At 63.5% G+C, this 19,656-nt stretch carries 20 protein-coding genes and 1 tRNA gene; 15 read left to right on the top strand and 6 right to left on the bottom strand.

Annotated elements, in window-relative coordinates; all coding sequences use genetic code 11:
* Positions 1 to 155: 155 nt before the first annotated feature.
* Positions 156 to 219, top strand: a tRNA-OTHER gene (locus tag GWE18_RS20955).
* A gap of 7 nt (positions 220 to 226) precedes the next feature.
* On the opposite strand, the gene GWE18_RS20950 is transcribed toward GWE18_RS20955, so the two are convergent.
* Entirely contained in the window at positions 227 to 1,213 is a 987-nt protein-coding gene (locus GWE18_RS20950) for an alpha/beta hydrolase (RefSeq protein WP_275187603.1), read from the bottom strand.
* A gap of 233 nt (positions 1,214 to 1,446) precedes the next feature.
* Between GWE18_RS20950 and GWE18_RS20945 the strand changes: the two genes are divergently transcribed.
* Complete coding sequence (locus GWE18_RS20945; RefSeq protein ID WP_275187602.1) at positions 1,447 to 1,689, top strand: hypothetical protein; 243 nt, start codon at positions 1,447 to 1,449, stop codon at positions 1,687 to 1,689.
* Positions 1,690 to 1,763: 74 nt separating this feature from the next.
* On the opposite strand, the gene GWE18_RS20940 is transcribed toward GWE18_RS20945, so the two are convergent.
* Positions 1,764 to 3,611 (bottom strand): di-heme-cytochrome C peroxidase, encoded by a 1,848-nt coding sequence (locus tag GWE18_RS20940; protein WP_275187601.1) that lies wholly within the window; start codon positions 3,609 to 3,611, stop codon positions 1,764 to 1,766.
* Positions 3,612 to 3,849: 238 nt separating this feature from the next.
* Here GWE18_RS20940 and GWE18_RS20935 point away from each other — a divergent pair, with 238 nt between their 5' ends.
* Positions 3,850 to 4,533 carry an alpha/beta family hydrolase gene (locus GWE18_RS20935; protein ID WP_275187600.1) on the top strand — a complete coding sequence of 228 codons (684 nt, stop codon included), beginning with the start codon at positions 3,850 to 3,852 and terminating at the stop codon, positions 4,531 to 4,533.
* A gap of 173 nt (positions 4,534 to 4,706) precedes the next feature.
* A complete protein-coding gene (locus GWE18_RS20930) occupies positions 4,707 to 5,465 on the top strand; it encodes an aspartate/glutamate racemase family protein (RefSeq protein WP_275187599.1) in 759 nt (252 codons plus the stop codon).
* 54 nt (positions 5,466 to 5,519) lie between these two features.
* Here the strand turns inward: GWE18_RS20930 and GWE18_RS20925 are convergent, their stop codons facing one another.
* Positions 5,520 to 6,302: an SDR family oxidoreductase gene (locus GWE18_RS20925; protein ID WP_275187598.1), complete on the bottom strand. Its 783-nt coding sequence runs from the start codon at positions 6,300 to 6,302 to the stop codon at positions 5,520 to 5,522.
* Between the two features lie 182 nt (positions 6,303 to 6,484).
* On the opposite strand from GWE18_RS20925, the gene bioB reads away from it, so the two are divergent.
* On the top strand, positions 6,485 to 7,465 hold the full coding sequence (gene bioB / locus GWE18_RS20920; RefSeq protein WP_275187597.1) for a biotin synthase BioB: 981 nt from the start codon (positions 6,485 to 6,487) through the stop codon (positions 7,463 to 7,465).
* A gap of 24 nt (positions 7,466 to 7,489) precedes the next feature.
* Here bioB and GWE18_RS20915 read toward each other — a convergent pair whose 3' ends face one another.
* Entirely contained in the window at positions 7,490 to 8,464 is a 975-nt protein-coding gene (locus GWE18_RS20915) for a ketopantoate reductase family protein (protein ID WP_275187596.1), read from the bottom strand.
* Positions 8,465 to 8,756: 292 nt separating this feature from the next.
* Between GWE18_RS20915 and GWE18_RS20910 the strand changes: the two genes are divergently transcribed.
* From GWE18_RS20910 to GWE18_RS20895, 4 genes are all read left to right on the top strand, one after another.
* Positions 8,757 to 8,939, top strand: a complete 183-nt coding sequence (locus GWE18_RS20910; protein WP_275187595.1) for a hypothetical protein — start codon at positions 8,757 to 8,759, stop codon at positions 8,937 to 8,939.
* A complete protein-coding gene (locus GWE18_RS20905) occupies positions 8,936 to 10,048 on the top strand; it encodes a Spy/CpxP family protein refolding chaperone (RefSeq protein ID WP_275187594.1) in 1,113 nt (370 codons plus the stop codon). Before GWE18_RS20910 ends, GWE18_RS20905 begins: the two co-directional genes overlap by 4 nt.
* A gap of 76 nt (positions 10,049 to 10,124) precedes the next feature.
* Positions 10,125 to 10,925, top strand: coding sequence for an enoyl-CoA hydratase-related protein (locus GWE18_RS20900; RefSeq protein ID WP_275187593.1), 801 nt, complete (start codon positions 10,125 to 10,127; stop codon positions 10,923 to 10,925).
* 25 nt (positions 10,926 to 10,950) lie between these two features.
* The gene (locus GWE18_RS20895; protein WP_275187592.1) at positions 10,951 to 11,781 is read left to right on the top strand and encodes an aspartate dehydrogenase; all 831 of its coding nucleotides are present in this window, start codon (positions 10,951 to 10,953) and stop codon (positions 11,779 to 11,781) included.
* 12 nt (positions 11,782 to 11,793) lie between these two features.
* On the opposite strand, the gene GWE18_RS20890 is transcribed toward GWE18_RS20895, so the two are convergent.
* Positions 11,794 to 12,678, bottom strand: coding sequence for a LysR family transcriptional regulator (locus GWE18_RS20890; RefSeq protein WP_275187591.1), 885 nt, complete (start codon positions 12,676 to 12,678; stop codon positions 11,794 to 11,796).
* 108 nt (positions 12,679 to 12,786) lie between these two features.
* Here GWE18_RS20890 and GWE18_RS20885 point away from each other — a divergent pair, with 108 nt between their 5' ends.
* From GWE18_RS20885 to GWE18_RS20870, 4 genes are all read left to right on the top strand, one after another.
* The gene (locus tag GWE18_RS20885) at positions 12,787 to 14,151 is read left to right on the top strand and encodes an FAD-dependent oxidoreductase (RefSeq protein ID WP_275187590.1); all 1,365 of its coding nucleotides are present in this window, start codon (positions 12,787 to 12,789) and stop codon (positions 14,149 to 14,151) included.
* Between the two features lie 184 nt (positions 14,152 to 14,335).
* Complete coding sequence (locus GWE18_RS20880) at positions 14,336 to 15,340, top strand: ABC transporter substrate-binding protein (protein WP_275187587.1); 1,005 nt, start codon at positions 14,336 to 14,338, stop codon at positions 15,338 to 15,340.
* A gap of 186 nt (positions 15,341 to 15,526) precedes the next feature.
* Complete coding sequence (locus GWE18_RS20875; RefSeq protein WP_275187586.1) at positions 15,527 to 16,300, top strand: ABC transporter ATP-binding protein; 774 nt, start codon at positions 15,527 to 15,529, stop codon at positions 16,298 to 16,300.
* Entirely contained in the window at positions 16,293 to 17,117 is an 825-nt protein-coding gene (locus tag GWE18_RS20870; RefSeq protein WP_275187585.1) for an ABC transporter permease, read from the top strand. Before GWE18_RS20875 ends, GWE18_RS20870 begins: the two co-directional genes overlap by 8 nt.
* Positions 17,118 to 17,347: 230 nt before the next feature.
* On the opposite strand, the gene gtdA is transcribed toward GWE18_RS20870, so the two are convergent.
* Positions 17,348 to 18,388, bottom strand: coding sequence for a gentisate 1,2-dioxygenase (gene gtdA, locus GWE18_RS20865; protein ID WP_275187584.1), 1,041 nt, complete (start codon positions 18,386 to 18,388; stop codon positions 17,348 to 17,350).
* A 111-nt stretch (positions 18,389 to 18,499) separates the two neighbouring features.
* On the opposite strand from gtdA, the gene maiA reads away from it, so the two are divergent.
* Positions 18,500 to 19,132 carry a maleylacetoacetate isomerase gene (gene maiA / locus GWE18_RS20860; protein ID WP_275187583.1) on the top strand — a complete coding sequence of 211 codons (633 nt, stop codon included), beginning with the start codon at positions 18,500 to 18,502 and terminating at the stop codon, positions 19,130 to 19,132.
* The gene (locus tag GWE18_RS20855; RefSeq protein WP_275187582.1) at positions 19,122 to 19,631 is read left to right on the top strand and encodes a MarR family transcriptional regulator; all 510 of its coding nucleotides are present in this window, start codon (positions 19,122 to 19,124) and stop codon (positions 19,629 to 19,631) included. Before maiA ends, GWE18_RS20855 begins: the two co-directional genes overlap by 11 nt.
* Positions 19,632 to 19,656: the final 25 nt, after the last annotated feature.

The following is a 19,656-nucleotide window of genomic DNA, read 5'->3' as shown; positions in this document are numbered from 1 at the left end:
AAGATGATGGGGAACTTGAACGGGGCTTCTGGGCCATTGTAGAGGCTTTCCGGGCCTTCTGGTCCACCTTTCTGCGGTTCTCTTCGAAAGCGGCGGAAGTCGACTTCGTTCGAGACGCAACAGAATTGCAACACGAGGGTTGTAAGTCATTGTTCGTACTGGCGCTGAAACGGTTTCCTAAACCGTGGGTCGGAAGTTCGAGTCTTCCCGGGATCGCCAGTCGGGCTCACTTGGGACACGACGGCTCGTTACGCGCCTTTTTTTCCAGCAGCGCTTTGAAATCCGCCCGCGCGCGTTGCGCTTCGCGCTTGGCGGTCTCCGACGCTTCGCCGAGGCCGAAATAGCCGTGGATCAGGCCCAAGCCATCATAATATTTGGTAGGCACGCCGGCGGCCTTTAGCGCGTCGGCGTAGGCTTTGCCCTCGTCGCGCAGCGGATCGAACCAGGCGGTGCAGACGATCGCTGGTGCTACGCCGGCGAGGTTTTTGGCGCGCAGCGGCGACACGCGCCAGTCGGTGCCGTGGGCGCTGTCTTCGAGGTAGTGGCCGCAAAACCATTCCATGGTGGCGCGGGTGAGGAAATAGCCTTCCGCGTTCTCGCTGCGCGAGGGAAAACGCGCGTTCTCTGTCGTATCGGCGAAATTTCCGGCGACGTCGGTGACGGGATAGACCAGCAGTTGCGCCGACAGCTTGATGCCGGCGTCGCGGCAGGCGATCGCGGTCGTGGCCGCCAGATTGCCGCCGGCGCTGTCACCGGCGACGCCGACGCGTGCCGCATCGCCGCCGAACTCTGCAATGCGAGCGATGACATCTTTGGTGGCCGCGAAGGCATCCTCGAACGCGCCGGGAAACCGCACCTCGGGCGGGCGGCGATAGTCGATGGAGATGACGACCGCGCCGGTCTCGATCGCGAGCCAGCGCGCCTGGCGGTCATGGGTCTCGAGATCGCCGGCCACCCAGCCGCCGCCGTGGAAGAACACCACCGTCGGCGCCTTGTCGTTCGAATTCCGATAGGCCCGCGCGCCGAGAAATCCGGCTGCACCTTTCACCTTGATGTCTTCCGCGCTCATCACCGGCGGCGGCGGAACCGCCGCGCGCGAGGCCGCCAGTGCGCGCAGCGCATCACGTGCGCTCTGCGGTGTCATCGTCGTGGGATCGCGCAGCGGCAGCAGCGGAATGATCTGGGCGACGACGGGATCGAGCGGGGTAGTCATACGGGGCCTCGCGTGGAAAGGCGGCAGCATAGGTAACGGGCGCGGCTGCCGCAATCGCGGCATGGGGCCGGGGCAGACCAGCCGATTTCCTTTAATTGATAAGGATTCCCTCAGATGGACGCGCGGCGCTCTGACAGAGTAGCGCCTCGTTAACTTCTCATTATCCGTAACCAGGCGCGCGCGGGGAACGGGCTGGCGCGTCGCTCATTACTCCTTGCAGAGGGAGTGGTGCGATGGATCAAATTGCCGGAGTGGATCGGGCGCTCGACGAAATGCTGGTGCAACTGGGCGGGATGGTGCTGCGGCTGTCCAGCCCGGACGTGACGCGGACCGCCGAAGAGCGTCACGCGCTGGCGCGTTCGGTCAACCAATATTCGGTGTGCGCGGCGCGGTCGGGCGATCCACGCGTGCACCAGCTCAAGGTCGAACTCGAAGAGACGATCAAGCCGCATTTGCGAGTGGTAGCGAGCCGATAGGCGCGCGCCATCCCTGATGCATCGGAAAGGCGGCCGGGCCAAGCCCGGCCGTGGCGGGTGCGTGCGGAACGACTTCAAAGCGTCTTGAGATATTCGATCAGCGCCTTTCGATCGTCCGTCGATAGCTCCGGCCCGATCACGCCGGGGATTTCCTTGTCCTTGTTGTAGTCCTTCCTGAATTCGTGGCCCCGGTTCGAGTTTCCGCGAATGGAGGTGTCGAATTTGAACCCGCCAGTGATCGGATCGGTCTTGTAGCCGAGCTTCACGGGGTCGTATTCGCGGCTGCCGAGATAGAATGTCGGCGGTCTTTTGTCGGGGTCCCCGAGCAGATCTTCGATCGTCGGAACCGAACCGTTGTGCAGATAGGGCGGCGTCGCCCAGACTCCGTTGAGCGGGCGCACCTTGTAGGCAAGCTCACCCCGGAGCTCGTTCGGCATATATCCGTCGATCCGCTTCCGCTCCTCGGGGCTGACGGGCGGTTTCTTCCCGTCGAAGATGGTGTTGACGGTCTTCTCGACCAACTCGCCCAGCGCGAACGCGAAACTGCTGCTCTTGATTCCGAGATTTTCCGGCACCGCGACCGTTCGGGCCCGCATGTCTGCCGCCTGCGCGGGATCGGTTCCGACGTGCGAGATCGGAACATTCTCGACCTTGAGGATCGGCTCGCCGGCCTCGTTCCTGGTCCACCAATCCTTGTTGTTGAAATCGTAGAACGCCTCGCTCGTCACCGGCGGGCGGTGACATTCCTGGCAATGGGTCTTGTAGAGTTCGGCGCCCTTGTCGGCCAGTTTCTGATCGTACGCCGGGAGAATATCGGCCGGCCATCGCGGAGATCTCAGGCCCGGAAAACCAGTCTTGGCGTTCGGCTGCGTATCACCCTTGATCATCTGCTCCATCTCGAACAGCTTATCCACGTCCACGCTCGATTTATACAGGCCCTTCGAGGGCTCGGTCAGATTGAGCTCCGCCGACACGCCAAGCGACTCGCCGGCGTTGCGCACCATCGGCTGCATGATGGAGCCGTTATACTGCACCCAGTCGAACCACGGCGTGTTCCAGATCCGCGGGAAGTGCACCGGCGCGGAGGAGCCGGCGTAGTTTTCCGGCTTCTTCAGGTCGATTGAAAACACCTGGTTGCCGATCCGGTTGAGCGCGTCGAGCCGTCCGTAACCTTCCAGGATGCTCTGCGAGGCGACGCGCTCTTCCAGGTTCTTGACCTGCTTGTATTGATTGAGAACCTGGTCGAGCTGGTTCTTCAGCGTTTCGCGGTCGTCGATGGTGGAGTCCGGCCCCAGGATGCGCTCGGCGAAGCGGTCGAACCGGCCGGGCCAGTAGCGCGTCAGCAGGAGCGAGATGCCCATGCCCTGCTTCATGGCCAAAAGATTGGTGAGCGCCGGTCCGCCGTCGATGACGACGGCAGTGTCTTTGTAGGTGAAGCTGCCGGTGTGGCAGGCCGCGCAGGTCAGACCGACACCGATCATCTCCTTCTTGGTGCGCGGGTTGCGCCATACCGCGCCCGTCGGGTCGAGCATCGGGGTGCCTTTCGCGAACCCGATCGGAAGCTCCTCCTTGCCGGGAATGATGGTATCCGGGATGAAGCCATAGCGGTCGAGATAGGCGGTGTCGCTGAAGAGACCGACCTTGGTGAACGGCAGCCACGAAATCGTCGGCTGCTCCAGCGCCATGAACCACTCATAGGGGAAACCGAAAGTCCGCGTTCCCTGGTCGGCATGATAGAACCAGCTCAGTTTGTCCTTGGCGATGCCCTGGTCGAGCCAGACGGTTTTCTTCGGCGCGGGACGCTCCACGATCTTCACGTGCAAATCTTGCCAGAGCTTGGCGATGTCGTCCTTGACAGCGAAATAACCGATGCCGACGATCGCCAGCACGATCACAATTGTCGCAATCCTCTTGCCCCGCATGACTTGCCCCTTGTCAAAACCGCGCCAGTGGCGCGCAATATCCGTCTGTTATCAAAAAACGCCGGAAGGCGAATCACCCTCGGCGTGCGGTTGAATATGATGCCATCCTATAGTGGCGCTAAAGGTCTGTCCATAAATCCGATTCCTCAGGATGGGGTATGATTTTGGCCGGTTCATCTCTCGCAGGGTTTTTCCAGTATAACGTCTCGATCATGCAGTTGAATGTCAGTCAGATCACATGAAGGAATCCGAGGCGCAATCGCTCCGAATTGAAATCGGGCCCGGTGTGGCGGTTTCGGCCCTGCTGATCCAGCCGCCGCAGGCGCGCGCGTGTTACGTATTCGCGCACGGGGCAGGCGCGGGTATGACCCATGCCTCGATGGAAATGGTTGCGGCTGATCTCGCCAAGCGCGGCATCGCGACGCTGCGCTATCAATTTCCCTATATGGAAAAGGGCAGCAAGCGGCCCGATCCGCCCACGGTTGCGCATGCCGCCGTTCGTGCTGCGGTGGCGAAAGCCGGGCGAAGCTTTGCCTCGCTGCCGCTGATCGCGGGCGGCCGATCGTTCGGCGGGCGAATGACATCGCAGGCGCAGGCGCTTTCACCCTTGCCCGGCGTGCGAGGGCTGGCGTTTCTCGGCTTTCCCCTGCATCCGGCCGGAAAGCCTTCCAGCGATCGTGCCAAGCATCTCGCCGATGTCAAAATCCCGATGCTGTTCCTGCAGGGCACGCGCGACGCGCTGGCGGAGCTACGCCTGCTCGAGCCTGTCGTCAAAAGCCTGGGATCACGCGCGACGCTGCATTTGCTTGATGGCGCCGATCATTCCTTCCATGTGCTGAAAAGTTCGGGACGAAATGATCGCGAGGTGATGGACGAGGCGCTGGATGCGTTTGCAGCGTGGGTTGACGGCATCGCAGGCTAAACTTGTTGCGGTCGTCCCTGCGAACGCAGGGACCCATAACCACGACTGTGCATTGTTGAAGAAAGCCATCTCCCTCTGTGCCCTTTCGCGGGCCGCGGCGTATGGGTCCCTGCGTTCGCAGGGACGACGGATGATAGAGTTGCGCTGCGCGTCATACCCACTACGATACGCCCATGACAAAAATCCTGATCGTCAATCCGAACACGACCGCCTCGATGACTGCAACGATCGGCGCCGCCGCGCGCGCCGTCGCTAGCCCCGGCACTGAAATATCGGCGGTCACGTCGTCGATGGGGCCGGTCTCGATCGAGGGATATTACGACGAGGCGTTCGCCGTACCCGGCCTGATCCAGGCGCTCATGAATGCGCCGGACGCCGATGCGGCGATTGTCGCATGTTTCGACGACACCGGGCTCGACGCCGCTCGCACCGCCGCGCGTTTTCCGGTGGTCGGCATCTGCGAGGCGGCGCTGGTGACGGCCGGCCAGATCGCAAAGCGCATCGCCGTGGTGACCACGCTGCCGCGCTCGATCGTGCCGCTCGAGGAACTGGTACGCCGCTATGGTTATGCCGAAAGGGTGCAGGTCACCGCCTGCGACGTCGCGGTGCTCGATCTCGACAAGCCCGGCTCGGGCGCGGAAGCGAAGCTTGAAGGCGAGATTTCCCGCGCGCTCGACAAGGGCGCGGAAGCGATCGTGCTGGGCTGTGCCGGCATGGCCGAGCTTGTGCAGAAGCTTTCGCAAAAATTCGGCGTGCCCGTCGTCGATGGCGTGGCGGCCGCGGTGAAGCAGGCCGAGGCGTTGGCCGGCCTGAAGCTCACGACGTCCAGGCGCGGTTCGTACGCGTCGCCGGGCGTGAAGAGTTATACGGGGCTCTTGGAACAATTCGCGCCGCCTGAGCCGTCATTGCGAGCGAAGCGAAGCAATCCATAGCGCCGCAAGGAAGAATGGATTGCTTCGTCGCTACGCTCCTCGCAATGACGGTAGTCACACCGACGCCCGCGCGCCGTAGATCTTGTCGCGCAGCCGGCGCATGCCGGCGAGCCAGCGGTCGCGATTCGAAGCCTTGCGCAGCATGTATTCGGCGACCTGCGGGTGCGATAAAATGAGGAAGCGCTCTTCCTCCATCGCCTCGATCACCATGCGCGCCACTTCCGGCGGCTGCAGCACGCCGTCTACCCGCGCAGCGCTCGGACCCGGCGTCGTCATGCCTGTTTGCACCGATTGCGGGCACAGCACGGAGACGCGGATGCCGCGGTCGCCATACTGGATGGCGAGATGCTCGGCGAGTGCTACTGCGGCGTTCTTGGTGACGCCATAAGGCATCGAGTTCAGCGAAGCCAGCAGGCCTGCCGCGGAAGCGGTGTTGAGGAGATAGCCGAATCCGCGCGCAAGCATGCCGGGCACCAGCGCCCGCGCTGCGAACACATGGCTCATGACATGCACGCGCCAGCTCACGTCCCAATCGGCATCGGAAGCGGTCTCTTGTCCCTTGCGCGAGAGGCCGGCGTTGGAAAAGAACACGTCGACCGGTCCATACTTGGCTTCGGCCGCAGCGATCAGCGCCTTGATGTCTTCCTCCAGTCCAACGTCGGCCGTGATCGGCAAGCCATCGATGTCGCCCGCCACCTTCGCCAGCTTGTCGCGCGATGTCTTGAGGTCGGCGACGACGACACCGCGCGCACCGGCCGTTGCATAGGCACGCGCGACGGCTTCGCCGATGCCGCTCGCAGCTCCTGTGACGACACAGACCTTGCCTTCGACGTCCATGGTCGGTTCCCGTTTGTTTCTTTTTCTTGAACGCGGTCGAGAGTGATACAACCTCCGCTGCGCGGTCAATGCCGGTTTGCGGCGGCGATCAATTTTTTACAAGCCCGGCGCGCGCCGCTGGTGTCAGCTTCGCCAGCGTGCGATGACGGCCAGACGGCAATCAGGATCGGGAGAACTGAAGGATGCTCGAAGTGCGAGATGAATTGGCTGTGACGGCGCCGCCTGCGGATGCTGTGGAGTGGACGAACGAGGCAGCCTGGTCGCTCTACCGGCTGCCGTTCAACGATCTCTTGTTCAAGGCGCAATCGATTCATCGCCGGCATTTCGATCCCAACCGCGTGCAGCTCAGCAAGCTGCTCAACATCAAGACCGGCGGCTGCCCGGAAGACTGCGGCTATTGCAGCCAGTCCTCGCATCATTCGACAGGTCTTGCCGCCTCGAAGCTGATGGACGTCGAAAAGGTCATCGCCGAGGCGCGCAAAGCCAAAGCCGGCGGCGCAACGCGCTACTGCATGGGCGCGGCGTGGCGCAATCCGAAGCCGAGAGATATGGATGCCATCGTTGAAATGGTTGGTGCGGTAAAAGCGCTCGGGCTCGAAACCTGCATGACACTGGGAATGCTGGATCGCGATCAGTCGGACCGCCTTAGTGCGGCGGGGCTCGACTACTACAACCACAATATCGATACGTCGGCGCGCTATTACCCGCAGGTGACCTCGACGCGCAATTTTGCCGATCGTCTCGACACGCTGGAGAATGTTCGGCAATCCGGCATGAAAGTGTGTTGCGGCGGCATCCTCGGCATGGGCGAGGAAGAAGCCGATCGCGTCGAAATGCTGGTCACGCTAGCGAACCTGGCCGAGCCGCCGGAAAGTGTTCCGATCAACATGCTGATTCCGATCGCCGGTACGCCGCTCGCCGAGGCGGCGCCGATCGCGCCGATCGAGTTTGTCCGGATCGTTGCGCTCGCGCGCGTCATGATGCCGAAATCATATGTCCGCCTGTCGGCAGGCCGGTCGGCGATGACCGATGAGATGCAGGCGCTTTGCTTTTTTGCAGGAGCGAATTCGATCTTCGTCGGCGACACCTTGCTGACGGCGGGCAATCCGGAGGACGAGGCCGACCGGAAGCTGTTCCAGCGGCTGGGATTGCAGGCCATCTGATCGGCTCCGCATCAAGCGGGCCGGTTAGCCCGGATAGAGCCCCTTGTCGCGCGCCTGACGGATGGCGAGCGCTGCCATCATGTCGAGCATCGGCGTCGAAAGTCCGGCAGCGCGCGCGAACGCAGCGGGCGCGCGGACCAGCACGTCGATCTCCATGGCGCGGCCGAGTTCGTAATCCTGCAGGATCGAGGGCTTGTGGTCCGGCGCGGGGCCGGAGCGCGTGACGCGCTTGACTTCGGGAAAGCAGCTTTGCGCGACGGCGTTGGCCTCATCGAGCAGGCGCGGCACGATTTCGGCGAGATCAGCATCGTCGCGCACGGCGCGCGCGGTCTGCCCGGTCAACAGGCACAGCACCGACATCGACATGTTGGTCAGGAGTTTTGACCAGATCGTTTCCCGGATCTGCGTAACTTCGGGCGAATCGATCGAGGCTTCGTTCAGCGCTTCACGCAGCTTCGCCGCTCGCCCGCTTTGGCGGTCGTCGCATTCGCCGATCAGGAGCCGGTTGCGCTCAGGTGAAAGGTTCGCGACCACGCCGGGGGCTACGACTTCGTTGGACGAAAACACCACACCGCCGACAATGCGCTCTTTCGGAACGGCCGCACGCAGGCGGCCGCCGGGATCGAGGAAGGCCAGATCAGGCACCGGCGGATGCCTTGGCGAGAGCCCGATATCGTACCACCAGGGAATGCCGTTCTGCGCGAACACCACCGCGGTGTCGTCGCCGAGCAGTGGCTGCAGCCCGCCGGCGAGGCTGGAGAGGCCCGTTGCCTTCAGCGTGCAGATGACGGCGTCCTGCCTGCCGAGCGCGGCGGGATCGCTCGATGCGCGCACCTTCGCCTTGAACTCGCCATTTCCGACACGCAGCGTCAGCCCGTTGGATTTCACGGCGTCCAGGTGGGGACCGCGCATCACGCAGCAGACGTCATGGCCTGCCAGTGCGAGCCGCACGGCAAAATGACTGCCGACGGCGCCTGCACCGAAAACACAAATCCGCATGGGTGGAAATCCTGCCGGGAAGGGATGGGTCGCTTGCTAGTTTTCACAAGCCTTGATCGGACGCAACCGGCCCGCCGCACAGGGCGGGTTGCGGAGCGCGCGGCCTTGGTGGCGTGGGAACCGGTGCCGTTCAGTCGGTGTTCATCCGCGTGCCGTCAGGCTTGCGGCATAGCGACAATGGGACGTGCGACGATGAGGGGACGTGCCATGTCAAAAATCGCACTGGGAATTGCCGCTATTGTTTTCTCCATGGCGTTATCCGTGGCGGACTTTGCGATAGCGAAAGGCGGTCATGGAGGCGGCCACGGCGGCGGTCGAGGTGGCGGTCATCATGGTGGCGGCCATCGTGGCGGCGGCCATGGTCACGGCCATCATTTCGGCGGCCGGCATCATGGCGGCGGCCATTTTCATGCCAGATCCGCACACCGTTTTCATGCCAGATCCGCCCATCGTTCATTCTCCGCGCACCGCATGAATTTTGCCGGAAGCGGCCGCGCGCTGAACTCGCGCGCGCTCGCCCGCAGCTATCGCCACACCGCTGCACTGCATAGTCCGGCGATGCGGGCCAGCGTCACCGCGGGCGCCGCGCTTGCGGGATGGCAATACGGACGGTCCAGAGGCGGCGGCTGGTGGCGACACGGCAACGGCGGGTACGGCTGGGTCGGCCCACTGTTCTGGCCGTTCGCTTATCACGACATCTACGACTACACGCTGTGGGGACCCAATGTCGGCGCGCCGTTCTGGTACTATGGCTACGACGACATTTATGCCGGCCTGTTCGGGCCCTACGACTATCAGGGTCTTACGGGCTACCTGCCGCCGCGCGGTTCCTCCAGCACCGGCCCAGACCGGCTTGCGCTATTGTGCGGTGAGGACAGCCGCGAAATCGCCGGGCTACCGATCGACCTGATCGCGCAGACGATCGAACCGACCGAGGTGCAGCGCGCGGCCCTTGACGATCTCGCCAATGCGTCGGTGACGGCGGCGCAGAAGATCAAGGCGGCGTGCCCGACCACGGTTGCGCTGACGGCGTCCGGCCGGCTTGCCTCGATGCAGCAGCGCATCGAGGCAATGATATCAGGCGTCGCGACCGTGCAGCCGCCGCTGGACAAGTTCTACGGCCTGCTGAACGACGAGCAGAAAGCGCGGCTGAACGCGATCGCTGAAGATCAGGAGAGGAAGACCGAGCGGCGCCGTAGCAGGTCGAGGTCATTTGCGCGGCCCTGTGACGTCACGCAATCCTTGAGCTTGCAATGGCCGGCCGAGGAGATCGAGGCAAGGCTGCATCCGACCGATGCGCAGCGCACCGGTCTTACCGCCCTGCAGAACGCCAGCGCAAAGGCGGCCGACATGCTGGCCACATCATGCCGGATCGACGAAGCGGCCACGCCGCCGGCGCGGCTCGCTGCCGTTGGCAAGCGGCTCGACGTCATGCAGGCGTCGGTCCAACTCGTGCGCACGGCGCTCGATGATTTCTATGTGATGTTGAGCGACGAGCAGAAGGCTCAATTCGAGGCGATCGGCCCAAGGCGGGCCTCCTTTGCCGACAGGTCAGATATGATGCAGCGCCGCGGCCGCCGATAGGTCGGCGGCGGTGACAAGAGCTGCGATCCCGGCCTATTGTCCGGCATAACAAGATGCCGAACAAAAGGGCCCGCGAATGAATGCCAATCCGGTTTTGTGGAATCTCGACAGGCGCGGCGTCGCCACGGTCACATTAAACCGTCCCGAGGTGAACAACGCCTATGACGCCGGGCTCATCAACGGCGTGCTCGCGGCGATGGACGAACTCGGCAAGAAGCCGAGCCTTCGCGTCGTCGTGCTCAAGGGCAATGGCAAGCATTTCCAGGCCGGCGCCGACCTGAGGTGGATCAACGGCGTGCGGCCAAAATCGGCTGACGAGAACGAGGCCGTGTCGCGCGCGACATTCGAGGCCGTGCAGCGGCTCAATACGCTGCCGATCCCCACGGTCGCGCTGGTGCAGGGCGGCTGCTTCGGCGGCGGCACCGGCGTGATCTCGGCATGTGACGTCGTGATCGCTGCCGCCAATGCGCTGTTCTCGATCACCGAAGTGCGCTGGGGCCTCACAGCCGCGATCATCATCCCGCAACTCTGCGACGCCATCGGCGTTCGCCAGGTGCGCCGCTATGCGCTGACCGGCGAACGGTTCGGCGCAGAGGAGGCCCGGCGTATTGGGCTGGTGCATGAGGTGGTGCCGCTGGCCGAGCTGGAGGCGGCAGGCGCGAAGGTGGTGGAGCAACTGCTCGCCAATGGCCCGGAAGCGATGGCCGAGACCAAGCGGCTGGCGATGGAAAGCTCGTTTGGCGGGCTGAGTGTCGACGACGAGGCTTACGCGCGACTGGTGAAAATGCACTCGGCGCGACGGCAGACGAAAGAAGCGTCGGAGGGGCTTGCTTCGTTTGCGGAAAAGCGAGCGGCGAATTGGGATCACGAGGCATAAGCGTCAGGCTCTGCTGCGCCACATGATGTCCGTTGCAGGAGTATCGAATTTGCCATCCAAACGCATCGCCATTGCCGGGCTGGGCGAGATCGGCCGAACCGTGGCGCGCAAGCTTTCGCAGGGGGTGCCGGGCCTCTCGCTGGCCGCGATTACAGCAAGGGACCAGGCAAAGGCGCAGGCCTGGCTCGATCGCGAGGGCATCTCCTGCCCGCTGGTTTCGCTCGATGAACTGCCTGATCACGCCGACCTCGTCGTCGAATGTGCGCCGGCTGATATCCTCGATCAGATCTGCCGGCCGATGCTGAGCGCCGGCAAGCAAGTCATGGTGCTCAGCGCCAGTGCGCTGCTGCCGCGTCCCGATCTCGTCGATCTCGCGCGGGCGCATGGTGGCCAGATCATCGTGCCGACTGGCGCCCTGATCGGTTTCGATGCGGTATCGGCCGCCGCCGAAGGCACCATCACCAAGGTAGAGATGATCACGCGCAAGCCGCCCGGAGGTCTCGCCGGCGCGCCCTATCTCGTCGAGAACGGGATTTCGATGGAAGGCCTGAAGTCCGCGCTATGCGTTTTCAAGGGCTCGGCGCGGGATGCGGCCGCGGCCTTTCCCGCCAACGTCAATGTTGTTGCGGCGCTTTCGCTCGCCGGCATCGGGCCCGATCGCACGACGATCGAGATCTGGGCCGATCCGACCGTGACGCGCAACTGTCACCAGATCAGGGTCGAATCCGACTCCGCCTCGTTTGCGATGTCGATCGAGAACGTCCCGTCGGAAAACCCGAAGACGGGCCGCATCACCGCGCTCTCGGTGATCGCGGCGCTGCGCAAGCTCACCTCGCCGCTGCAGGTCGGAACGTAAGTCCCCTGCGTTCTACAGTGCCGGCGTGAGCGAACGTCTCAATTGCTGCAGCAGCGCCTGCACCGCAGCGGCGTTGACGCGTCGCTCCGGAATGGTGGCCTTGACCCATAGTTCGGGAATCTGGAAATCCGGCAGCACCGCCTGCAGCGTGCCATTGCTCAGCGCATCGGCCACTAGATAGTGCGAGATGAAGGCAATGCCGTTGCCAGCGATCGCGCTCTTCACGAGCACGTGGCCTTCGTTCGAACTCAGGAGCGGGCGCACCTGAATGCTGGTTCGGCCACGTGGCCCGTCGAACACCCATTCCGATCCGGTGGGAAGAAAGCTCAGGCAACGATGCTCAACCAGATCGCGCGGATGCTGCGGCACGCCATGCGCTGCAAGATAAGCGGGCGAAGCGCACAGTAGCCGCTTGAGCGAGCACAGCGGTTCGTCAACGACGCCACCGAATGAATGCGGAAATGCGCCGATGGCGATGTCAAATCCTTCCGTCACCGGATCCACCGGCCGATCGATCAGCACGATTTCAAGTTTCAGCCGGGGGTTTTGCGTCTGGAAGGCGCTGAACGCGTCGGCAAGTCGGGCAATGGTGAGCGATGTGGGAGCCTTGATGCGAAGATGGTCGGCCAGATCGCGGTCTTTCTCGCCCATGCGTGCGAGAAGGTCACCGACATCGGCCACCACGCCGCGGGCGCGATGCAGATATTGCTGGCCCGCCTCGGTCAATCGCAACTGGCGGGTCGAGCGACGGAACAGCGCAATACCAATCTGGGCTTCGAGTTGCGTGACCCGCTTGGAAACCACCGACGTCGAGACATTCAGCTTGCGGGCAGCGGCGGAAAACCCGCCAGCGTCGGCGGAGGCCAAAAAGGCCTGAAGGTTCGTGAGCGTATCCATCCACTTTTCACGATTCGAGAAAGCTGATCGCGCAATTTGGTGGATTGTAGTGCATTGCGCGTCAATTCATAGTGTCTCCAACAAACTCAAAGGGAATGGAAGCGACCAGTGACGGCCAGGACAATCGAAGAACCCGCGCGCCAGATCCCGATCTACGGCGAATATGAGGTCGCTGTGCTCGGCGGCGGTCCTGCCGGCATTGCGGCGGCGGTTGCCGCCGCGCGCACCGGCCGCCGCACGCTGCTGATCGAGCGTTACGGCTTTCTTGGCGGCATGGGCACAGCCGCCGGCGTGACGAATTTCTGCGGGCTGCATGCGAACGTCCATGGCGAGATGCATCGGGTGGTGCAGGGCATCGCCTCCGATCTGCTGGCGCGAATCGACCGGCTCGACGGGCTCAACGCGCCGCATCTGATCCTCGGCAAGATTTTTGCGCAGGCTTACGACACAGCGGCCTACAAGATCGCGGCGGATGACCTGCTGGCGGCGCACAAGGTCGACATCCTCTTTCATGCGCTGGGTGCCGGCGTGGTGAAGGATGACAATAAACGCATCCATGCGCTGATGGTGGAGACCAAAGCGGGTCGTCAGGCGGTGCGCGCCGGCATCTTCATCGACTGCTCGGGAGACGGCGATCTTGCGGCCTGGGCGGGTGCGCCGTTTGAAGTCGGCGACAATGCCGGCAGCATGCTCTACCCCTCGATGATGTTCCGCCTCAACGGCATCGATCCCGAGAAGGCGGGCGACGCCTGGCGGACCATTCCGGCGCTGATGGAAAAGGCGGAAGCCGCGGGCATGCATCGCTTTCCGCGCAAGACTGCGATCGTACGGCCGCAGCGCTCCGGCATCGAATGGCGGGTGAACTTTACCCAGCTCGCGCGCGAGGACGGCACCGCGGTCAGCGGGATCGATCCCGACCAGATGACGCACGGCGAAATCGAGGGGCGGCGGCAGGCCGTCCAGGCGTTCGAATTCCTGCGCACGGTGCCCGGCTTCGAAAAATCCTACATCGTCGACCTGCCGCCGCAGCTCGGCATCCGCGAGACGCGCCGGGTGATCGGCGGCTACATGCTGTCGGGCGAGGATGTGCTGGGCTGCGCCTCGTTCGAGGATTCCATCGGCGTCAATGGCTGGCCGATGGAGCAGCATGTCGCCGGCGATGTCGTCTTCAAGTTCCCGCCGATCCCGGAATCGCGCGGCTTCAACGAATTGCCCTATCGCATGCTGGTACCTAAGGGGATCGACAACCTCCTGATGGCCGGGCGCTGCGCCTCGATGACCCATGACGGCCAGTCGGCGGCGCGGGTCTCCGGCGCCTGCTTTGCGATGGGGGAGGCGGCAGGCTCCGCCGCGGCAATGGCGCTGTCGGGGAATACGATTCCGCGCGACATTGCGGTTGAAAAGTTGCAACAGATGCTAAAACAACAGGGCGCGTTCATCGGGCGGGATCAAAGCGTGCCCGAGGGGCTATAGAACGGTGAGTTCCGAAATATGCTACGTCGTCCCTGCGAACGCAGGGACCCATAAACACAGGACTTGATAATAGCAAAAGCCGTCTGCCCTTGTGCCCAAAGTAAGGCCGCGGCGTATGGGTCCCTGCGTTCGCAGGGACGACCAAGTGGATGGCATGCGAATAACAAGACGCGGAGGAGACCGGATGACGAAATTTGCGCGGCTCGCGCTGGCGGGCCTGTTGGCGATGGCGGCGGGCGGAATCGCGCGGGCCGATGATGCGCAGAAGGCCAAAATCGGCGTGCTCCGGCTGTCGTCCTCGGCGCCGGTGTTCATCGCGCAGGACAAGGGCTATTTCCGCGAGGCCGGGCTCGATATCGAACTGAAATTCTTCGACGCGGCGCAGCCGATCGCGGTGGCGACCACGTCTGGCGACGTCGATTTCGGCATCACGGCGTTTACCGCCGGGCTCTACAATCTCGCCGGCAAGGGCACGCTGAAGGTGATCGGCGGCATGAGCCGCGAGAAGGCGGGCTATCCGCTGATCGGCTATTTCGCCAGCAACAACGCCTATGCGGCCGGACTGAAGACGCCGAAGGATCTTGCCGGCAAGCGCATCGCGGTCACTCAAGTCGGCTCCAGCTTCCATTATTCGCTTGGCCTGCTCGCCGACAAATACGGCTTCAAGCTGGCGGACGTAAAGGTGCTGCCGCTGCAGTCGCTGTCGAATGCCGCCGCGGCGCTCAAGGGCGAAACCGTCGATGCCGCATTGCTGCCGATCTCGACCGCGCGGTCGCTGGTGGATTCCGGTGGCGCCAAGCTCCTCGGCTGGGTCGGCGACGAGACGCCCTGGCAACTCGGCGCCGTGTTCGCCTCGCCGAAGACGCTGACGAACAAGGCGCTGGTGACCAAGCTTTTGGCCGCGCTGGCGCACGCCGATCGCGAGTATCATGACGTGATCCTGGCCTCGGTGAAGGACGGCAAAGCCGATATCAACGACAAGACCAAGCCGTTGCTCGAGATCATCGCCAAATACACCAACCTGCCGGTCGAGCAGGTGGTCGGCAACTGCGCCTATATCGATCCTGACGGCAAGCTCGACGTCAAGAATGTCGCCAATCAGATTAGCTGGCTGCAGGAGCAGGGCTTTGTCGACAAGGGATTTGCAGCGGATGCGATCATCGCGAAGGAATATGTGAAGGCGGATTGATGTGGCGAGTTGATAAAGTCGGGGCCTCGTGGTTCGAGACGCCGCGTTGCGGCTCCTCACCATGAGGGGCTACCCACGCAAGGCGCTGGCCTCACCCCTCATGGTGGTGAGGAGCGCGGCGTGCCGCGCGTCCCGAACCATGAGGCCAAGTAGTTCCCCAATCTCGTCGGAAAACGCTGGAACCAAATGGATCTGATCGCCGACCATATCAGCCACCGCTTCGGCGGGCTCGACGTGCTCGATAACGTATCGTTCACCGTCGCCTCGGGTGAGGTGGTCGCGATCGTCGGTCCCTCGGGCTGCGGCAAGAGCACGCTACTGTCGATCCTCGGCGGGCTGTTGCGGCCAAGCGAAGGGCAGGCACAATTGCGCGGCGCAGCGCCGGCCGGCAGCCTCAATCCGCTAACCTTCGTGTTTCAGGATTTTGCGCTGCTGCCGTGGTGCACGGTGGAAGCGAACGTCGAATTTCCGCTGGCTCACACCGCGCTCGGTGCTGCGGCGCGCAAAGCTGTCGTCGATGACGCGCTGCGCCGCACCGGCCTGTCGGATTTTCGGAGCGCTTATCCAAAACAACTCTCCGGCGGCATGCGCCAGCGCGTCGGCATTGCGCGGGCGCTCGCGGTGCGGCCGGCGATTCTCTTGATGGACGAGCCATTGTCGGCGCTGGATTCGCAGACCCGCGAACTGCTGATGGAGGACTTTATCCGCCTGCTCGCCGACGGTGCGATGGGCGCGGTTTATGTCACGCATAATCTGGAGGAAGCAGTGCGGCTCGCCGATCGTATCGTGGTGCTGTCGCGCCGCCCCGGTCGCGTCAGGGAGATCGTCGAAATCCCGATGACGCGCGCCGAGCGCGGTGCGATCGATGCGCGTGGCAAGTTGCTGGCGTTGCAGAACGACCTGTGGTCGCTGATCCGCGAGGAGGCGATCGATGCCGAGCGCGAGGTGCAGCATGCTTGAGCGCGCACCGCAGCAAACGCTGGGAGATGAGAGCGGGCCGCGGCCGGTTGCCTTCCGCGGCGCGGGCTTTATGCCGAGCGATGGGCGCGCTTCGGGCTGGATCGCGCTGGTATTGGTGATCGCGCTGTGGCAGTTCGCCGGTAGCGCGGGCTGGGTTAGCCCGCTGTTCCTGCCGGCGCCCTCAGCCATCGCGGTTGCGATTTACAAGCTCGCGATGACAGGCGCGCTGTGGCAGCACGTTGCGGCTTCGGTGGTTCGCATAGGCTCAGGCTGGCTGCTCGGCACCGCGGCCGGCGTGATCGTCGGATTTGCGATCGGGCTGTCGACGCTGGCGCGCGGCGTCGGCATCACCTTCATCTCGGCGCTGTTTCCGATTCCGAAGATTGCGCTGCTGCCGCTGTTGATCCTCTGGCTCGGGATCGGCGAGGAGCCGAAGATCGCGACCATTGCGCTCGGCGTGTTCTTCTCGACCGCGATCTCGGTCTATAGCGGCGTCGACGCGGTGCCGCGCAACCTGATCCGGATGGCGCAGAGTTTTAATGTGCCGTTCCACGCCATTGTTGTCAGAGTGATCTGGCCGGGCGCGCTGCCTTCGATCCTCGCCGGTTTCCGCATCACCGCTTCGGTGGCGCTGCTGCTCGTCGTCAGCGCGGAAATGATCGGCGCCCAGTTCGGCATCGGCGCCTTCGTGTTGCAGGCCGGCAATCTCATGCAGACCGATCAGCTATTGGCCGGTGTCGTGATCCTGTCGCTGTTCGGACTGGCGGTGGGCAAGGCGATCAACGTGCTGGAAGCGCGGTTGCTGCACTGGCGGTGATGCGGAGCGTAGGGTGGGCAAAGCGAAGCGTGCCCACCATTTCGATCGCCGCAAGAATGGTGGGCACGTCGCTAACGCTCCTTTGCCCACCCTACGAGTCTACTGTCGTCCCTGCGAACGCAGGGACCCACACCGCGTGATTTGTCGATCAGCACAGTGGCTGACACTTTCCGCACAACGAAGGCCGGTGATTATGGGTCCCTGCTTTCGCAGGGACGACGATAGACCATTCACGCGTTTCCGCGATCTTCGCGCAACAAATCCAGCTTCTGCTGCACCGGGCGGTCGGAGAACGAGAACAGCACCGAGTCAGTATCGGCCTCGTGTGTGACCCAGTGCCAGCTCGGCACCACGAAGAGGTCGCGCGCGCCCCACTCGAACGTCTGGTCGCCGATCCGCGTGCGGCCCTTGCCTTCGATCGCGGCGAACACGGTGGCGTCGGTCGAGCGGTAGCGCGCGGTCTTAAAACCCTTCGGCAATAGCTGGATGAAGGTGCCGATCGTCGGCATCGCGAAGTCGCCAGTCTCGGGATTGGAGAATTTCAGCTTGAGCCCGTGGCAGGCGTCCCATTCGTCGCGCGTCTTGGCCCGCTCCAGCGCCTCGCGGGTGTAGCTGTAGGGATAGTTGAAGATCGGCGAGGTCTTGGATTTGCGCTTCTCGTCGACCGGCAGCAGGTTGTGGCCATAGCGCGCAAAGCTATCGCCAACAGGCTTAGAGATCTTCTGCTGGTCCTCGTTCGATCCTTCGGCAAAGGAGGCGTCGAAGAACTGCACCATCGGAATGTCGAGCCCGTCGAGCCAGAACATCGGCTCGGATGTTTCGTTGGAATGATCGTGCCAGGTCATCGAGGGCGTGATGACGAAATCGCCCGGCTCCATCGCGGTGCGCTCGCCGTCGACGGTGGTATAGGCGCCCTTGCCCTCGAGCACGAAGCGCAGCGCCGACTGGCTGTGGCGATGCGCCGGGGCGACGTCGCCCGGGACCACCATCTGCACACCGGCAAACAGCGACGTCGTGACCTTGGACTGGCCGCGCAGGCCCGGATTTTCCAGCACCAGCACCCGCCGCTCTGCTTCCTTGGCGGTGATCAGCTTGCCGGCTTCGGTCATGTAATCGCGGATCGAATCGAATTTCCATAGGTGAGGCCGGCAGGCGCTTCGCGGCTCCGGCGTGACGAGATCGCCCAGCACGTTCCACAGCGCGGAGAGATTCTCGCCGTCGATCTTCTTGTAGAACGCCTCGCGTTCCGGCGTCTTCTGCACGGCTTCCATGGCAAGCCTCCCGTCGTTCTTATGATCGTTTGATGATTGACAGTATACTTACAATATGGGTAGCGTCAATGTGGTAAACCTCAACAAGTCAGAAGAATCAGGGAGGTTCCGATGAAGCTGCATGGCTATTTCCGCAGCAGCGCGGCATACCGGGTCAGGATCGCGCTCAACCTCAAGGGGCTTACGGCAGAGCATCTGCCGCACCACCTTCGCAAGGGCGAACAGTGCGCGCCCACCTATCTCGCGATCAACCCGCAGGGGCTGGTGCCGACGCTGGAGGATGACAGCGGCACGGCGCTGACCCAGTCGCTCGCCATTATCGAATGGCTGGACGAGACCCATCCCAATCCGCCGCTACTGCCAGAGGATCCGCTGCGCCGCGCCAAGGTGCGCGCCTTCGCCCTGGCGATCGCCTGCGACATCCATCCGGTGCAGAATTTGAAGGTTCTGGCCCGGCTGCGGCAGCTCGGCCTGGCGGAAGAGAAGGTGACGGAATGGGCGGCCTGGGCCAATCGCGAGGGCTTGTCGGCCTGCGAAGCCCTGGTCAGGGGCGAGCAGGGGCCGTTCTGTTTCGGCGACAAGCCTACGATTGCGGACCTCTGCCTGGTGCCGCAGCTTGCGAACGCGCGGCGGTTCGGCGTCGATGTCGCGGCCTTTCCTCGCCTGCTCGAGGCAGAGGCCGCAGCAAAGGAAATGAAGGCGTTCACCGACGCCGCACCGGACAGGCAGGGCGATGCCGAGTAAGCCATCACCCATCACGATGGATGCGGTCTACACCGCGCCCGGCTACCTGTTCCGCCGGATGCAGCAGATCGCGGTCTCGATCTTCGTCGAGGAATGCAGCGCGTTCGACCTGACGCCGGTGCAATATGCGGCGCTGGTGGCAATCCATACCCATCCCGGCATTGACGCCACTCGGCTGTCGGCGGTGATCGCCTTCGACCGTTCCACGCTCGGCAACGTGATCGAGCGGCTGGAGAGCAAGGCGCTGATCGAGCGCAAGCCCTCGCGGGAGGACAAGCGCGTCAAGTTGCTCTATCTCAGCAAATCGGGCGCAGTTGCGCTGCGCGACATCATGCCCTCGGTAGAGCGCGCGCAGTTGCGGATGCTGCAGCCGCTGAAGCCGGCCGACCGCAAGACCCTGCTGGCGCTATTGACACAACTCGTCGATCTCAACAACGAAGCCTCGCGCGTGCCGCTGCGCGCGGAAGATGCGCTGGAGCATCTGGGGAAGGCGGGGTGAAGGGGCGTGCGAGCGACACGGAGTT

This window comes from Bradyrhizobium sp. CSA112, assembly GCF_029051645.1.
In the GTDB taxonomy this organism is placed as follows: Bacteria; Pseudomonadota; Alphaproteobacteria; order Rhizobiales; family Xanthobacteraceae; genus Bradyrhizobium.
Note: the sequence above shows the minus strand (reverse complement) of the source record. Positions and strands in the feature narration are given on the sequence as shown.

Coding starts and splice junctions, on each gene's coding strand:
- GWE18_RS20950 (WP_275187603.1), bottom strand. CDS start 1,213: ATGACTACCCCGCTCGATCCCGTCGTCGCCCAGATCATTCCGCTGCTG.
- GWE18_RS20945 (WP_275187602.1), top strand. CDS start 1,447: ATGGATCAAATTGCCGGAGTGGATCGGGCGCTCGACGAAATGCTGGTG.
- GWE18_RS20940 (WP_275187601.1), bottom strand. CDS start 3,611: ATGCGGGGCAAGAGGATTGCGACAATTGTGATCGTGCTGGCGATCGTC.
- GWE18_RS20935 (WP_275187600.1), top strand. CDS start 3,850: ATGAAGGAATCCGAGGCGCAATCGCTCCGAATTGAAATCGGGCCCGGT.
- GWE18_RS20930 (WP_275187599.1), top strand. CDS start 4,707: ATGACAAAAATCCTGATCGTCAATCCGAACACGACCGCCTCGATGACT.
- GWE18_RS20925 (WP_275187598.1), bottom strand. CDS start 6,302: ATGGACGTCGAAGGCAAGGTCTGTGTCGTCACAGGAGCTGCGAGCGGC.
- bioB (WP_275187597.1), top strand. CDS start 6,485: ATGCTCGAAGTGCGAGATGAATTGGCTGTGACGGCGCCGCCTGCGGAT.
- GWE18_RS20915 (WP_275187596.1), bottom strand. CDS start 8,464: ATGCGGATTTGTGTTTTCGGTGCAGGCGCCGTCGGCAGTCATTTTGCC.
- GWE18_RS20910 (WP_275187595.1), top strand. CDS start 8,757: ATGGAGGCGGCCACGGCGGCGGTCGAGGTGGCGGTCATCATGGTGGCG.
- GWE18_RS20905 (WP_275187594.1), top strand. CDS start 8,936: ATGAATTTTGCCGGAAGCGGCCGCGCGCTGAACTCGCGCGCGCTCGCC.
- GWE18_RS20900 (WP_275187593.1), top strand. CDS start 10,125: ATGAATGCCAATCCGGTTTTGTGGAATCTCGACAGGCGCGGCGTCGCC.
- GWE18_RS20895 (WP_275187592.1), top strand. CDS start 10,951: ATGTCCGTTGCAGGAGTATCGAATTTGCCATCCAAACGCATCGCCATT.
- GWE18_RS20890 (WP_275187591.1), bottom strand. CDS start 12,678: ATGGATACGCTCACGAACCTTCAGGCCTTTTTGGCCTCCGCCGACGCT.
- GWE18_RS20880 (WP_275187587.1), top strand. CDS start 14,336: ATGACGAAATTTGCGCGGCTCGCGCTGGCGGGCCTGTTGGCGATGGCG.
- GWE18_RS20875 (WP_275187586.1), top strand. CDS start 15,527: ATGGATCTGATCGCCGACCATATCAGCCACCGCTTCGGCGGGCTCGAC.
- GWE18_RS20870 (WP_275187585.1), top strand. CDS start 16,293: ATGCTTGAGCGCGCACCGCAGCAAACGCTGGGAGATGAGAGCGGGCCG.
- gtdA (WP_275187584.1), bottom strand. CDS start 18,388: ATGGAAGCCGTGCAGAAGACGCCGGAACGCGAGGCGTTCTACAAGAAG.
- maiA (WP_275187583.1), top strand. CDS start 18,500: ATGAAGCTGCATGGCTATTTCCGCAGCAGCGCGGCATACCGGGTCAGG.
- GWE18_RS20855 (WP_275187582.1), top strand. CDS start 19,122: ATGCCGAGTAAGCCATCACCCATCACGATGGATGCGGTCTACACCGCG.